This is a genomic window from Methylicorpusculum sp. (assembly GCF_030651835.1).
Taxonomy (GTDB): Bacteria; Pseudomonadota; Gammaproteobacteria; order Methylococcales; family Methylomonadaceae; genus Methylicorpusculum.
In genome coordinates this window covers 66,054-80,201 of sequence record NZ_JAUSBX010000125.1, presented here as the reverse complement: position 1 = coordinate 80,201, position 14,148 = coordinate 66,054, and the positions used below count along the sequence as shown (strand labels likewise).

General features: G+C 45.1%; 16 protein-coding genes. 6 read left to right on the top strand and 10 right to left on the bottom strand.

Annotated features, from left to right (window positions below; genetic code table 11):
* Positions 1-275: 275 nt before the first annotated feature.
* Complete coding sequence (locus tag Q7V32_RS16260; RefSeq protein WP_304898028.1) at positions 276-665, top strand: hypothetical protein; 390 nt, start codon at positions 276-278, stop codon at positions 663-665.
* Between the two features lie 30 nt (positions 666-695).
* Positions 696-1,271 (top strand): DNA-3-methyladenine glycosylase I, encoded by a 576-nt coding sequence (locus Q7V32_RS16255; protein ID WP_304898027.1) that lies wholly within the window; start codon positions 696-698, stop codon positions 1,269-1,271.
* A gap of 65 nt (positions 1,272-1,336) precedes the next feature.
* Here the strand turns inward: Q7V32_RS16255 and rpoH are convergent, their stop codons facing one another.
* Both rpoH and Q7V32_RS16245 read right to left on the bottom strand, forming a co-directional pair.
* Positions 1,337-2,200, bottom strand: a complete 864-nt coding sequence (gene rpoH, locus Q7V32_RS16250) for an RNA polymerase sigma factor RpoH (RefSeq protein ID WP_304898026.1) — start codon at positions 2,198-2,200, stop codon at positions 1,337-1,339.
* A 164-nt stretch (positions 2,201-2,364) separates the two neighbouring features.
* Positions 2,365-2,910, bottom strand: coding sequence for a hypothetical protein (locus Q7V32_RS16245; protein ID WP_304898025.1), 546 nt, complete (start codon positions 2,908-2,910; stop codon positions 2,365-2,367).
* 86 nt (positions 2,911-2,996) lie between these two features.
* On the opposite strand from Q7V32_RS16245, the gene Q7V32_RS16240 reads away from it, so the two are divergent.
* Positions 2,997-3,134: a hypothetical protein gene (locus Q7V32_RS16240; protein WP_304898024.1), complete on the top strand. Its 138-nt coding sequence runs from the start codon at positions 2,997-2,999 to the stop codon at positions 3,132-3,134.
* Between the two features lie 9 nt (positions 3,135-3,143).
* Here the strand turns inward: Q7V32_RS16240 and mtaB are convergent, their stop codons facing one another.
* From mtaB to Q7V32_RS16215, 5 genes are all read right to left on the bottom strand, one after another.
* Positions 3,144-4,433 carry a tRNA (N(6)-L-threonylcarbamoyladenosine(37)-C(2))-methylthiotransferase MtaB gene (gene mtaB, locus Q7V32_RS16235; protein ID WP_304898023.1) on the bottom strand — a complete coding sequence of 430 codons (1,290 nt, stop codon included), beginning with the start codon at positions 4,431-4,433 and terminating at the stop codon, positions 3,144-3,146.
* Positions 4,433-5,662, bottom strand: a complete 1,230-nt coding sequence (locus tag Q7V32_RS16230) for a nucleoside recognition domain-containing protein (RefSeq protein WP_304898022.1) — start codon at positions 5,660-5,662, stop codon at positions 4,433-4,435. The genes mtaB and Q7V32_RS16230 overlap by 1 nt, the downstream gene beginning before the upstream one ends.
* Before the next feature lie 78 nt (positions 5,663-5,740).
* A complete protein-coding gene (gene purB, locus Q7V32_RS16225) occupies positions 5,741-7,105 on the bottom strand; it encodes an adenylosuccinate lyase (RefSeq protein WP_304898021.1) in 1,365 nt (454 codons plus the stop codon).
* Positions 7,106-7,273: 168 nt separating this feature from the next.
* On the bottom strand, positions 7,274-8,374 hold the full coding sequence (gene mnmA, locus Q7V32_RS16220; RefSeq protein WP_304898020.1) for a tRNA 2-thiouridine(34) synthase MnmA: 1,101 nt from the start codon (positions 8,372-8,374) through the stop codon (positions 7,274-7,276).
* The gene (locus Q7V32_RS16215; protein WP_304898019.1) at positions 8,371-8,826 is read right to left on the bottom strand and encodes an NUDIX hydrolase; all 456 of its coding nucleotides are present in this window, start codon (positions 8,824-8,826) and stop codon (positions 8,371-8,373) included. The genes mnmA and Q7V32_RS16215 overlap by 4 nt, the downstream gene beginning before the upstream one ends.
* Positions 8,827-8,965: 139 nt before the next feature.
* Here Q7V32_RS16215 and clpS point away from each other — a divergent pair, with 139 nt between their 5' ends.
* Both clpS and clpA read left to right on the top strand, forming a co-directional pair.
* Positions 8,966-9,289 (top strand): ATP-dependent Clp protease adapter ClpS, encoded by a 324-nt coding sequence (clpS, locus tag Q7V32_RS16210; protein WP_304898018.1) that lies wholly within the window; start codon positions 8,966-8,968, stop codon positions 9,287-9,289.
* Between the two features lie 12 nt (positions 9,290-9,301).
* Positions 9,302-11,572, top strand: coding sequence for an ATP-dependent Clp protease ATP-binding subunit ClpA (gene clpA / locus Q7V32_RS16205; protein WP_304898017.1), 2,271 nt, complete (start codon positions 9,302-9,304; stop codon positions 11,570-11,572).
* Between the two features lie 40 nt (positions 11,573-11,612).
* Here the strand turns inward: clpA and infA are convergent, their stop codons facing one another.
* Together infA and Q7V32_RS16195 are read right to left on the bottom strand one after the other, a co-directional pair.
* Positions 11,613-11,831, bottom strand: a complete 219-nt coding sequence (gene infA, locus Q7V32_RS16200; RefSeq protein ID WP_304898016.1) for a translation initiation factor IF-1 — start codon at positions 11,829-11,831, stop codon at positions 11,613-11,615.
* Positions 11,832-11,938: 107 nt separating this feature from the next.
* On the bottom strand, positions 11,939-12,724 hold the full coding sequence (locus Q7V32_RS16195) for a hypothetical protein (RefSeq protein ID WP_304898015.1): 786 nt from the start codon (positions 12,722-12,724) through the stop codon (positions 11,939-11,941).
* Between the two features lie 87 nt (positions 12,725-12,811).
* Here Q7V32_RS16195 and Q7V32_RS16190 point away from each other — a divergent pair, with 87 nt between their 5' ends.
* Positions 12,812-12,946, top strand: coding sequence for a hypothetical protein (locus tag Q7V32_RS16190; RefSeq protein WP_304898014.1), 135 nt, complete (start codon positions 12,812-12,814; stop codon positions 12,944-12,946).
* Between the two features lie 50 nt (positions 12,947-12,996).
* Here Q7V32_RS16190 and hemH read toward each other — a convergent pair whose 3' ends face one another.
* Entirely contained in the window at positions 12,997-14,013 is a 1,017-nt protein-coding gene (gene hemH / locus Q7V32_RS16185) for a ferrochelatase (RefSeq protein WP_304898013.1), read from the bottom strand.
* Positions 14,014-14,148 lie beyond the last annotated feature (135 nt).

The following is a 14,148-nucleotide window of genomic DNA, read 5'->3' as shown; positions in this document are numbered from 1 at the left end:
GCGATAGCGTGCCCATCAATAACGGTAGGTATTGATGGGCACGTCGTACCTCCTTTGCCCATCCTACTCATTAGCGACATTCTCACTATTCAACTCGTTAAAATCTTCCTCTAACAAAAAGTGAATGTGATTCCAATGTCTGCGCAAGTCAGTAATGCTGAAACACTGCAGTATATCTAGCATAGTTGAGTCCTGTTCAGCTTAAAAAATTAACAGACTACAGACCCCCTACGAATTTATAATGCCCGAATAATTCATTTTGTGAGAAAAGAACAATGGAAATATTATTAATTGGGGCGGTTATCATGATGTTTGCAGTTTTGGCATCGGCTTGGCTGATGACCTTTGCCAAATGGTTTCCAATCCAAGGCATTGATGGCGTTTTTTTAAAAGATTACAAAACCTTGATCAGGGCTCATGTGGACTTTGTTTTAATGGCATTGTTTTGTCTGGCATTTTATGCGATCAAAATACCTCTACCTATTTTAGCGTGCTGGTGTGTCGTGATTGGCGGGATGACTAACCCGGGGGTATTTGTGATTGCTGCCTTTGATACCCACTTTTGGGAAAAACCGGTCTGGAAAGTTTACACCGCACTGAGTTTTGCAATCACGACTATTGGGTTTGTCTGGGTTGGCATCGCCATCCTTGCGTATGCCCTTTAATCCGCTATTCATCAGTTAGAGCCATTCTTGATGAACAGATGCAGCTGGGCGTGTGCGTCCGAATTGGAAATGCATTACCACGACCATGAATGGGGAGTCCCTGTTCACGATGATCGTATTTTATTTGAATTTTTAATTTTAGAGGGCGCACAAGCAGGTCTTAGTTGGTCAACCATTTTGAAAAAGCGCGACGGCTATCGAGCCGCGTTTGATCAGTTTGACGCAGAACAGATTGCCGCCTACAACACCGATAAAGTTGCCGCTCTGCTCGCCAACCCGGCAATTATTCGAAATCGGCTCAAAATAAATTCCGCCATCACTAATGCTCAAGCTTTTTTAGAAGTCCAAGCAAAATACGGGAGTTTTGATCGCTTTATCTGGCATTTTACCAGCGGAGAAACGCAACAAAATCAATGGCAGAATGCCGCTGAAGTTCCGGCTCATACCCCTGTTTCAGACGTAATGAGCAAGACTTTGAAAAAACAGGGATTTAAGTTTGTAGGCACAACGATTTGTTATGCCTTCATGCAGGCCGTGGGTATGGTCAACGACCATACCGTTGATTGTTTCCGGCATGATGCCGTCAAACAGCTGGAGAACTTGTAAAAAAGAGCGCTCTGACTCGGCACTGTCGAGTCAGAGCTTTAATCTGGGGATGCGATTAACCCGAATTAAGCCGCCAATACAAAAGCAGCTTTGAGTTTGTTCATTGCATTTTTTTCCAACTGCCTGATTCTTTCTGCCGATACGTTATAGCGATCGGCCAGTTCGTGCAAGGTCGCCTTTTCTTCAGATAACCAGCGGCTGTTAACAATATCCAGACTGCGTTCGTCAAGGTCGGCCATGGCCTGAGACAATTTATCTTCCTCATGATCCTGCCATTCGGCATTTTCCAGCAAAGTTGACGGATCTGCGTTGTGTTGTTCAAGGTAACTGATGGGCGCCGAATAGCTTTCGTCGCTGGAATCGTCATGCGGCATATCTAATGCGACATCGTTGCCATCCAAACGCTTTTCCATTTCGTAGACGGTCTTTAAATCAACGCCCAAGTCTTTAGCTACTGCTTTGGCTTCTTCATTGGAAAGCCAACCCAAACGCTCTTTTGATTTGCGCAGATTAAAAAACAGCTTGCGTTGCGCTTTGGTGGTCGCCACTTTGACGATGCGCCAATTTTTGATCACGAATTCATGAATTTCCGCTCGGATCCAGTGCACGGCAAACGAGACCAGTCTGACCCCCACATCCGGATCAAAGCGTTTGACCGCTTTCATCAAACCGACATTGCCTTCCTGAATGATATCCGGCAACGGTAATCCATAGCCGCTATAGCCTCGGGCGACATGGACGACGAATCTTAGATTGTATAATACGAGCTCACGCGCGGCTTCAAGATCGCCGTTATCTCTGTAACGCAAGGCCAATTCACGCTCATATTCAGGCGTCAATATCGGCATTTGACTGACAGCATTGAGATAAGAATCAAATGACCCAACGGATAAGTTCGTTGGCAATGTGATTGCTAATGCGTTGCTCATGATTTCCCCTCTAATTTGGTTTGCAGGAATTTTAGCACTCGATATAAATGAGTGCTAATAATTTATTGCAATAGGCCCATTTTGAGAAAAAAAGTTCCCTGACAGGTTGAATAGCGAACCGAAAAAATCACCCGCATGGCTTTTAATCCGGCAAATAGGGCTTGTTATTGCAAAGCCCTCATCGATTTTTTCAGCGTTTCAACCGCAATACCCAACCTTTGCTTGATCCCGCCCAGCTGCGCTTTTACCCAAACTTTAAAGCGATTTACCGTGGCAACAATACGTTGGTGAAATTGACTGGCTTTGATGACGTCAATAAAGTAATCAAGTCGCTCATAGCTATACTTAAACCAGGCAAATGCCATTAATATCTCTTTGGAAACACGAAATAACCAAAACGTGAATGCAGCAATTGGCAGCTTGGCAATGTACAAGGCGATACCTACGAGGGGGTTTCCTTGTGCTATCAGACTTAAAGCCAGAATACCCAGACCTTCAACCAGAAAAAACAAAACTAAAAATAAAATCAGCAGCGTCAGCGGCTCGAGGCTTTTTACCTTGATTTCTACCGCATACAGCAGTTTGAGGCCACGAAGATATTGATAAATGGGCTTTGCAACCAGATCCCAAACCAGCTCCTCAAAGATAACGTAGAGCAAAATCCAGAATGCCAGAATTAAGTCGCTCAGCTTTTTCAGAACTTTTTTCATGATCTATTTTCCGGCTTTGGCTTTAAAAAGGTATCGGCTCACAACTCCCATTTTACTGGATGTAGGTGCTTGATTTCAAAGGATGCATGAATACCCGCAATTCTCAGTTTGATCTTTTCGGCGTCATTTTGGGCAGGGAAAAGCCTTTTGAGGAACGCCGTAAACCCTTCCATGGGGGATTGACAGCAGCATCCCTGCTGCCGACACCCTCTATTCCAAGCTAGCGAGAGTTACTAAATAAGAAGCCTTCCCGCTATAAAGTCTTCATTGGTTTCATCCAAAACGGTATCAATAATGCAGTTTTCAAGCAGCTGTTCAGTACCCACTTCACAAGCTACGCGCATGTAATTGGGCGAATAGCCGAACACTCTTTTTCTGCCATCACCCAAATCCTCACTGTAACCTTCCCAGAGCACCGGTGCAGTTTTACCCAGATTGGCCGAAAAAAACTCAGCCTTCAGTGCATTGGCTAGACCATGCAATTGCTGACTACGCAGCTTTTTGATGTCGGCCGGCACTGGATTGGGCAAGGTGGCGGCTTTGGTACCCTCGCGCTTTGAATAGGTAAAAATATGAATATGACCAAAACCGGTTTGCTTGATAAAGTTGAAGCTTTCCTCCCACTCCTGCTCCGTTTCTCCGGGAAACCCTACAATAATGTCAGTGGTAATATTAAAATCCGGCACTTGATCTCTTAAACGCTTTACAATTGCGACAAATTCCTCGGTTTTACAGCGTCGGGCCATTCGTCTAAGCACCGTATCGGAGCCGCTTTGCAGGGGTAGATGCAAATGTGGCATGACCCGTGGATTTTTAAACAGCTCGAAAAACTCCTCAGACAATTCCCAAGGTTCCAATGAACCTAAACGCAGACGCTGAACGTCAGTTTCCGCCAAAACCGTCTTTATCAGCTCAACCAAATCCGAACCGCGATCGTGGCCATAGCCACCCAGATGAACGCCGGTCAAGACAATCTCCTGAATATTTTGGCGCGTCAGATTGTTGATTTCTTCCAGCACGTCGGCAATCGGGCGGCTGCTCTCCTCGCCTCTGGCAACGGTAACGATACAAAACGTGCAACGATACCGGCAACCGTCCTGTACTTTGATAAACGCCCGTTGCCTGCCGCGGGCAAACAGCGACATTTCTCCGGGTTCGGCCGACATCACCGGCATACTGTCCATATTCAGCTCAGCCAGCGTTTTTTCAACCAGCTGATCTTTGTCCTGGTTGCCGATGACCAGATCCACGCCCATCAGTTCTTCCGCTTCTTCTCGGTTCAAACTGGCATAACAGCCGCTAACGACCAGTTTTGCGGTGGGATTCTCACGGTGGATGCGACGAATCAGATTGCGCGATTTACGAGACGCATCCTGGGTTACAGCACAGGAATTGATGACGATCAAATCGGCCGCTTCGGCTTGTCGGGTTACTTGATGACCCGTCTTTTGAAAGCCTTGCGCCCAGGATTCCAACTCGGCTTCGTTCAAGCGGCAACCGAGTGTTTTGAGATGAACTAACATTATGCAAAAAACCAATAAGCAACAAAAATTGAGGCTAGCAAGCCTGCGAAGTCGGCAATTATCCCACAAGCCGCCGCATGACGAATATGTTTGATGCCGACCGCGCCAAAATAAACCGCCAACACATAAAACGTCGTTTCAGTACTGCCTTGTACGATACAGGACAAGCGACCGGCAAATGAATCGGCGCCCAGCGTTTGCATGGTGTCAATCATCATGGCACGGGAGCCGCTGCCACTGAAAGGCTTCATTAAACCGGTCGGTAACGCGTCGACAAAACGATCATCCAAAGCCCATAAGCGCACAACAAATTTTACGCCATCCGCTATCCACTCCAATGCCCCGCTGGCACGAAATACGCCTATCGCCACCAGCATGGCCACCAGATAAGGGATTATGCCTACCGCAATTTGAAAGCCCTCTTTGGCTCCTTCAATAAAAGTGCTGTAGACATCGACTCGCCGGTAAAGCGCGCCAACAATAAACGCGATGATTAAGGAAAATACCGTCACATTACTCAGCAATGCGGATTGGGCCAGCATTTGCGCCTGCTCAAGCCGGAAAAAATAGGCTGACAGCAAACCCACAAACGCCGTAAATCCTCCCAAATAAGCCAAAATGACTTTATCGAATACATTAATTTTCTGAATAGCAGCAACCGCTAAAAATCCTATCAAGGTTGAAAAATAGGTCGCAATCAAAATAGGGATGAACACATCGGTGGGATTGGCCGCGCCCAGTTGTGCGCGGTAGGTAAAAATCGTGACTGGAAACAAGGTCACGGCAGAGGTATTGATCACCAAAAAAATGATTTGCGCATTACTCGCCGTATCGGGATTCGGGTTCAACGTTTGCAATTCGTGCATGGCTTTGATGCCCAACGGCGTTGCGGCATTATCAAGCCCCAACGCATTAGCCGAGAGATTCATGATCATCGCACCCAATGCCGGATGGTTATCCGGAATTTCGGGCATCAGCTTTCGAAACAACGGCGTCAGGCCCTGGGTGATCAATTGTATAAAGCCGCTCTGCTCTCCTATTTTCATGATGCCTAACCACAAGGTAAGCACACCGGTAAGCCCTAACGCAATTTCGAATGCCGCTTTGGACTGACTGAACAATGAGGCCATGATGGCAGCGAAAACAGTATCATCGCCACCTATATAAAACCGGATTAACGCGGCAATAAAAGAAAAGAGAAAAAAACCAACCCAAATGAGGTTAAGCACTGCGCTTAGAGACTAAGCGAAAGACAGTTTCTCTGAACATCCATTTTCAGAGAAATCAAGGTTTCATTGGGATACAACTTAGATATCACGGGCCAGTTTTTCCGCATAACCCGTATAGCTCCGCGGTGTTAACTGCATGAGTTCGGCTTTGGCGCCGTCCGGCATATCCAGACTTTCGATAAAATGCTGCATTTGCTCCGGAGTAATGCGGTGACCGCGCGTCAACTCTTTAAGTTTTTCATAGGGTTTTTCTATGCCGTAACGGCGCATGACGGTTTGTATCGGTTCGGCCAAAACTTCCCAATTGGCTTCCAGGTCGGCTTCAATCGCTTGCGCGTTGATCTCCAGCTTACTCAGCCCTTTCAATGTGGATTGCAACGCAATACTGGTATGGGCAATACCGACACCTATATTGCGCAGAACGGTTGAATCGGTCAGATCCCGCTGCCAACGGGACACGGGCAGTTTTTCGCTTAAAAAATTCATGATTGCATTGGCAATACCCAGATTACCCTCTGAATTTTCGAAATCGATAGGATTGACTTTATGAGGCATGGTTGATGAACCGACTTCCCCGGCAACAGTTTTTTGCTTGAAATAACCCAGCGAAATATAACTCCAGATATCGCGATTGAAATCCAGCAATACAGTGTTAAAACGCGATAACGCATGAAAAAACTCGGCGATATAGTCATGCGGCTCGATCTGAATGGTATAAGGGTTCCAGGCTAATCCCAGAGACTCTACAAAGGCTTTTGAAAACCCTGGCCAATCAACTTCGGGGTAAGCGACGGCATGCGCATTGTAATTGCCGACTGCGCCATTGATCTTGCCCAACAGCTCAACCTGTTCCAGTTGCCTGGTTTGCCGCTGCATACGCGCGACCACATTGGCAAATTCCTTTCCCGTTGTGGTAGGCGTGGCCGACTGACCATGGGTCCGGGACAGCATGGGCTGGGCGGCAGTTGCATGGGCAACGCTTCTGATTGCGCCAATGCATTCGTTGATTTGACCCAGTAACACGCCCCGCCCTTCTTTTAACATCAAGGCGTAAGAAAGATTATTGATGTCCTCGGACGTACAGGCAAAATGGAAGAATTCGTTGACCGCAGTTAATTCGGCATTCTGGGCCGTTTTTTCTTTAAGCCAATACTCAACCGCCTTCACATCATGATTCGTGGTTTTTTCAATATCCTTGATTCGCTGGGCATCTTGTTCGGAAAACTGTTCAACCAGCGTGTCGAGAAAGCTTACGGTAGCTTCACTGAACTGCTGAACTTCTTTAATTTGAGGATGTTCAGCTAACGCTTGCAGCCAACGCACTTCAACCTGAACCCGGTAGCGAATTAAGCCGTATTCGCTGAATATTGGCCGAAAAGCTTCGACTTTGCCGGCATAACGTCCGTCAATAGGTGAGATGGCAGTTAACGCAAAATTAGTCATAAGTTAGGTCCAAAAAAGTTTTTAAAAAGTATCAGAGCCACCGAATAAGTCAGCCGACAAACTCAAGACAAACGGTATGCCAATGATTTAAAGCTGCCCGGACGAATTCACACATCCTTTTAAATCAATTATCTATACCCTCAATTCGAGGCGGGCGAGTAGTTACCCTTATTTTATATCCGTGTTGGCTCGCGATTCTATGATGCCGCCGCCCAAACACGTTTCGTCCTGATAAAAAACCACCGACTGTCCGGGTGTTATGGCTCTTTGAGGCTGATCAAATTGAACCTGATAGCGGTCATCACTCAACTGTGTTACCAGGCAGTCCTGGTCGGCTTGACGATACCGGGTTTTTGCCCGGCATTTTAATGATCCGACCAAAGGGGTATTGCTGCACCAATCCATTTTTGTTGCCAGCAGCGTATTATGCAGCATTAACGGATGGTCATGACCCTGACCGACAATCAAAACATTATTCGTTAAATCTTTTTCCAGAACATACCAGGGTTCGTCCGGCGCATCTTTTACACCACCAATCCCCAAACCCTGACGCTGGCCCAGCGTGTAATACATCAGACCTTGGTGTTTGGCGATGAATTTACCGTCAGGTGTGCGCATATCACCGGGCTGAGTAGGCAAATACCGCTGCAAAAACTCCTTGAATTTACGTTCGCCAATAAAACAAATACCGGTGCTGTCTTTCTTTTTTGCGTTATCGAAACCGGCTTTTATAGCCATGGTCCGAATCTCGGGCTTGTGAAGATGGCCGATGGGAAAGAGCGTCCGGGCCAGTTGAGGCTGCCCCAACGTATAAAGAAAATAGCTCTGCTCTTTGTTGGGATCCAGGCCTTTCAGCAGAGAGAAGTGGCCGTTGTCCTCCCTTACCCTCGCATAATGGCCTGTCGCAATATAATCGGCACCCAAATCATCCAGCGCATAATCCAGAAAGGCTTTAAACTTGACATGCTTATTACACAGAATATCGGGATTAGGCGTGCGTCCGGCTTCAAACTCGGATAAAAACACCTCGAATACTTCGTCCCAATATTCACTGGCGAAATTGACAGTTTTAAGAGGAATACCCAGTTTATCGCAGACTTGCTGAGCGTCAGCCAAATCTTCCATTGCCGTGCAGTATTCGGTACCATCGTCCTCTTCCCAGTTTTTCATGAACAAGCCGGTCACATCATGGCCTTGTTCGAGCAGGATGAGCGCAGTCACGGAAGAATCAACCCCTCCTGACATACCGACGATAATTTTCTTGCTCATAAATCCAGATCTAGAAAGTTTTGTGTTATGGATAAGGGAAATTTTTGACCTTGGAGGTACTCATCAATACAAATCATCACCAAGGGACTGCGCAAACGGCCCAACTTCTCAAGCTCAGCTTTAGTCAGCCAATGCGTTGCAACAATTCCGTCATCTAAGGTCGCAGAAGGATCAAAAGAATGAACTTTACCTGAAAAACACACTCGCAAAAATGTTGGATAATCAGAATTTCTGCTCCACAATTGAACTGCAACCAGATTTTCCGGCTCAAAGAGCCAACCGGTTTCCTCATGGACTTCACGTTTGACAGCGGCGATTAAATCCTCGCCTTTTTCCAAATGGCCAGCCGGTTGATTAAATGCCAGCCCTTTTGAGGTTTCCTCCTCAACGAGAAGAAAGCGATTGTCTTCTTCTACGATTGCGGCAACAGTAACGTGGGGTTTCCAAACCATTCATTCATACTCTGAATTTTGGGGCGGCCATTGTACTTCATTTACTAAAGTTATGTGGTTAAAGATTGAAATTTACACTTGTAATCATTATGTTAAACTCTATGTCGAACTCACTTTGTTTTAGACTGTATTCAAATGTATGTCTGATTTAATTCCATCACGAGATAGCGATGTCGGGTTGGCAACTCAGGAGGCAAAGCCTCAACTGAAAAAACCCCCGTTGTATAAAGTCATTCTCTTAAATGATGATTTTACCCCTATGGATTTTGTCGTAGAGATTTTGATGGAATTTTTCAACATGTCACTTGAAAAGGCGACCCAGGTCATGCTTCAAGTTCATATCCAGGGCGTTGGCGTCTGCGGGACTTATTCCAAAGATGTCGCAGAAACAAAAGTTCACATGGTCAATAAATACTCGAGGGATCATCAGCACCCTTTGATGTGTTCAATGGAAAAAGCGTAGGGCGGAGAAATTATGTTAAGTAAAGAGCTAGAGGTCACGCTTAATAACGCATTTAAAAATGCCCATGACAAACGTCATGAGTTCATAACGGTTGAACATTTGCTGCTGGGATTGCTCGACAATTCAACAGCAAGGCCGGTTTTAAAAGCTTGCGGCTGCGATATCCCTAAACTTCAGAAAGAATTGAATCAGTATATCGATGAAACAATTTCTTTGATTCCTGAAGGCATTCAACGAGAAACTCAACCGACACTGGGTTTTCAGCGAGTTCTGCAACGGGCCGTTTTTCATGTTCAGGCGACTGACAAAAAAGAAGTTACGGGGGCCAATTTGTTTGTAGCCCTGTTCAGTGAACAGGACTCTCATGCGGTTTATCTGCTGAACAAACATAACATTTCCCGGCTGGATGTCGTCAACTATCTTGCTCATGGCGTTTCCAAACTTGACTCGGATAATGAAAATGAAGCCGATGGCGAGTCCGATATGCCCAGCAGCATTTCTGAATCGTCAGAAAGTCCGCTGGATAAATACGCTACTAATCTTAATGAAGAAGCCAGACGCGGCAATATTGACCCTTTGATAGGGCGAGAAATTGAAGTTGAGCGCACCATTCAGGTTCTGTGCCGAAGACGCAAAAACAATCCCTTACTGGTCGGTGAGGCGGGCGTAGGCAAAACAGCAATAGCTGAAGGGCTTGCCAAACGGATTGTCGAAGAACAAGTCCCCGAGGTCCTGAACGGCTGCACAATTTATTCACTTGATCTGGGCGCTTTAGTTGCGGGCACCAAGTACCGAGGCGATTTTGAAAAACGTCTGAAAGGACTGATCAATCAATTGAAAAAACAGCCTGAAGCTATTCTTTTTATTGATGAAATACATACCATAATTGGAGCAGGCTCAGCTTCAGGTGGCGTCATGGATGCTTCCAACCTCATTAAACCGGTGCTCGCATCGGGTCAGTTGCGCTGCATTGGCTCAACAACGTACAAAGAATATCGCGGCATCTTTGAAAAAGATCACGCCTTGGCTCGCCGCTTCCAGAAAATTGACGTGGTAGAACCTACCGTTGAAGATACTGTGTTGATTTTGAAAGGCTTAAAATCACGTTTTGAAGAACATCACGATATCAAATATTCTCACGAAGCCCTTCGCTTGGCGGCCGAACTGTCAGACCGCTACATTACTGACCGCCAACTGCCTGACAAAGCCATTGACGTGATTGACGAAGCAGGTGCAAAACAGCGATTACTTCCGGCATCAGAGCGCAAACAAATTATTGATACCCTTGAAATCGAGGACATCGTTTCGAAAATTGCGCGCGTACCCGCCAAGTCTGTCTCTTCCAGTGATGTTGAAAAACTTGAAGCATTAGAAAAAAATCTCAAGATGCTGGTTTTTGGTCAGGATGAAGCCATCTCTGCGCTGGCGTCTGCGATCAAACTATCGCGCGCCGGACTGCGTGACACTCAAAAGACGATCGGTTCTTTCCTGTTTTCAGGACCTACAGGGGTAGGTAAAACAGAAGTCACCCGCCAATTGGCAAAAGTGCTTGGTGTTGAATTGATCCGTTTTGATATGTCCGAATACATGGAAAGGCATACCGTTTCAAGATTGATTGGCGCGCCTCCCGGCTATGTGGGTTTCGATCAGGGCGGCTTATTGACCGAACAGGTTAACAAGCATCCTCATGCCGTATTATTGCTTGATGAGCTTGAGAAAGCACACCCCGATGTATTCAACCTGTTACTGCAGGTGATGGATCACGGCACGCTGACTGACAACAACGGCCGCCGGGCTGATTTTCGCAACATCATCCTGGTGATGACTACGAATGCAGGCGCATCAGAAGGCAGCCGGGCATCGATAGGCTTTACTCATCAAGACCATGCGACCGACAGCTTGAAAGCGATAGAAAAAATGTTCTCTCCAGAGTTTAGAAACCGGCTGGATGCCATCATTCAATTTAAACCGCTGGACATTTCTATCGTAGGTCACGTCGTCGACAAGTTTATTTTTGAACTTGAAGCGATCTTGACTGAAAAAAATGTCACGCTGATGCTAGATACAGACGCCAGATTATGGCTTGCCGAAAACGGATGCGACCCCAAAATGGGTGCAAGACCCATGGCCAGACTTATTCAAGAAAAAATCAAGAAGCCGTTAGCAAATGATCTACTCTTCGGCAAACTGGTGAAAGGCGGACACGTCCGCATTTTTGTGGAAAACAATGAACTTGCGTTCTCAATAGAAAGCAAAGAACTCGCTATATCAGAGAGAAGTTAAGATAGAAAGCTGCGCTTTCCCGTCGAATGAAAGACGGGAATCAGCGCATGCGGAATGTTATTCTTCCTTTGCTCAAATCATAAGGCGTCATTTCAACTTTAACCTTATCACCTGTTAAAATTCTGATGTAATGCTTACGCATTTTTCCGGAAATGTGGGCCGTTACAATATGGCCGTTTTCAAGCTCTACTCTAAACATCGTATTCGGAAGGGTTTCTACAACCTTACCTTCCATTTCAATTTGATCTTCTTTTGACATCTACCTTTTCCAAGCATTTTAAAGCCGCGAATCATACCACAGCCTCAGTGGTTTTAATAGCTACATATGCTTGATCAACGGAGATGCTCGTGATTCTTACAGAATGCCTATGCTGCTTTTTTTCGACCATAAGCTATCAAACCTAACAATCCTGTTCCCATCAAAAGCATTGCACCGGGAACAGGAACAAAATCAGGCGTCGTTGTAATCAGCAGAGAAGCGTACCCAGAAGACGTTTCAAAACCAAAGTTGTTTTGAATAAATCTGACATCGCCTATCATTTGAAAATGGACGTTTTGTTTATGATCGTCATTTCCAAAATCAAAGTACATTGACTCCCCATTGCGTTTTAGCATGACGTCATAAAGTAAAATGGCTGAACTAAAATCAGCATCCACTATATCAACAATTCCTAAACCCAAGTCATAAAGGCCTTCAGTAAAATCATCCGGCAGCACCCATGAAACTGATTTCTCGTTCGTGTATTTTGGAAATTCAGAGGTACCCTCAGAACCCTCAGTAAAATCAAAATATTGCGTTCCAGATAAGAAATTCCCCACATAATCCAACACCTGAACTCCACCACTTAAGGTCACATAACCATAATCGTTGAATATTTCGTCAGGAACTGAAACATCCTCGTTAGTCAACAATCTGTATTTAAACGATATTTGATCCTTTGGAAGAAGGCCGACTGTGACCTTGACAGCAGATCCTTCCACGCCATCATCATTTATAGGCAATTCGAAACCCAAATCAGCTATGGCACCAGGCGCTAAAGCATGAAACTCTTCAAGTAAAGAGACTTGTTGAGAAGGCTCTGACAGCACTTGAAAAGACATCAAGAAAAGGGCGCCGCCTATCAATAATGATGAAGTAGATTTTAATTTCATGCCGGATCAACCTTATATAAAAAATAATTTGGATTCTTTCAAAAAATGAATTGCGTGCTTTTATTTAATTCTACTTTGTCACATTCAATGAACGCACAATTCAGAATCGTCATTCCGGCAGGGATTGCCGGAATCCAGGCTCCATGGATGGATTTAAGCTTACCGTCCCTGGCACTGGATCCCCGCTTCCCGGCGAGGATGACGAGTTTGTATGTAATCTGACAAAGTAGAATTAAGCCTAAAACAATTCATTTAGCCTCAAAAACAATGCTCTAAGCTGAAAGCGCTATTTTTTTAATGGTTTCAACCCAGTCGTCGCCACTGTTTAAACTTTCCACCAGCTGTATCTTCTCCCCACCGTGTTTATGAAATATCTCCTGGTATTCAGTCCCGATTTCGTAAACAGTTTCCAGGCAATCGGCAGTAAATGCCGGAGAAAAAACCAGTAATTTTTTAGCACCTTTCACCGCCAGCTCTTCGATGACTTTATCACTGAAAGGCGTTAACCACTTATTATCCAATCGGCTTTGAAAGCTCAGGGTATATTTATCTTCGGGTATACCCAGCTTTTCAACCACGGCCTTTGTGGTTTGGTAACAAGCCGCTTTATAACAGTAATAATTAGACTCCGTTAAACTCTCTTCGCAATCATGATCCTTACATAAGTAACCGTCATTATAGACCTTGTCAACCTGCCTTTCAGGTAAACCATGGTAGCTGAAGATAATGTGGTCATATTGATTAAGATCGTATTTTTTACCTCGGTTAACAATACAATTGATAAAGTCATCGTTATCAAAATACTGAGAAATAATTTTAATCTCAGGAATCACCCACCACCGGCTAACGATTTCCATAAACCGCTGTAACGCACTGCCTGTACTGCTGGATGCATATTGTGGAAATAACGGAAAAACGATAATTTTGTGATAACCCTCTTTACGCATGCGTTCCAGCACCGAATCCATACTTGGATTTTTGTAACGCATAGCCATCTCAACTTTGATGTCGCCACCCACCACTTTTTGCAGCTTATTTTGCAGGTCAACCGTGTGTTTCAGTAATGGTGAGCCATATTCTTTGTCCCAAATTGCTTTGTAAAGCTTGGAGGAACTGCCGGAGCGAAACGGCACAATAATACAATTAACCAGAATTTTTCTGGCTAACCACGGAATATCAATCACTCGCGGGTCATTTAAAAACTGACTCAAATAGCTTCCCACATCCCAGCGGCTCGGACTATCAGGGGTTCCCAAATTTAAAAGCAAAATGGCGGTTTTTGATTTCACTGATTGTTTTCCTTTTCAAAACTGTAACTTAAAGTATTTCAAACAATTATATAACGAGAAAATTGAATACTGTACAAACTCGCAAAATCTCAGCCATTCCCAGCTTGATATTTTCAGCCTCATTTTGGGCTTGAA

Bases quoted from the DNA above. Each gene is read 5' to 3' on its own strand.
- Q7V32_RS16260 (WP_304898028.1), top strand. From the start codon at position 276: ATGGAAATATTATTAATTGGGGCGGTTATCATGATGTTTGCAGTTTTG.
- Q7V32_RS16255 (WP_304898027.1), top strand. From the start codon at position 696: ATGAACAGATGCAGCTGGGCGTGTGCGTCCGAATTGGAAATGCATTAC.
- rpoH (WP_304898026.1), bottom strand. From the start codon at position 2,200: ATGAGCAACGCATTAGCAATCACATTGCCAACGAACTTATCCGTTGGG.
- Q7V32_RS16245 (WP_304898025.1), bottom strand. From the start codon at position 2,910: ATGAAAAAAGTTCTGAAAAAGCTGAGCGACTTAATTCTGGCATTCTGG.
- Q7V32_RS16240 (WP_304898024.1), top strand. From the start codon at position 2,997: ATGAATACCCGCAATTCTCAGTTTGATCTTTTCGGCGTCATTTTGGGC.
- mtaB (WP_304898023.1), bottom strand. From the start codon at position 4,433: ATGTTAGTTCATCTCAAAACACTCGGTTGCCGCTTGAACGAAGCCGAG.
- purB (WP_304898021.1), bottom strand. From the start codon at position 7,105: ATGACTAATTTTGCGTTAACTGCCATCTCACCTATTGACGGACGTTAT.
- mnmA (WP_304898020.1), bottom strand. From the start codon at position 8,374: ATGAGCAAGAAAATTATCGTCGGTATGTCAGGAGGGGTTGATTCTTCC.
- Q7V32_RS16215 (WP_304898019.1), bottom strand. From the start codon at position 8,826: ATGGTTTGGAAACCCCACGTTACTGTTGCCGCAATCGTAGAAGAAGAC.
- clpS (WP_304898018.1), top strand. From the start codon at position 8,966: ATGTCTGATTTAATTCCATCACGAGATAGCGATGTCGGGTTGGCAACT.
- clpA (WP_304898017.1), top strand. From the start codon at position 9,302: ATGTTAAGTAAAGAGCTAGAGGTCACGCTTAATAACGCATTTAAAAAT.
- infA (WP_304898016.1), bottom strand. From the start codon at position 11,831: ATGTCAAAAGAAGATCAAATTGAAATGGAAGGTAAGGTTGTAGAAACC.
- Q7V32_RS16195 (WP_304898015.1), bottom strand. From the start codon at position 12,724: ATGAAATTAAAATCTACTTCATCATTATTGATAGGCGGCGCCCTTTTC.
- Q7V32_RS16190 (WP_304898014.1), top strand. From the start codon at position 12,812: ATGAACGCACAATTCAGAATCGTCATTCCGGCAGGGATTGCCGGAATC.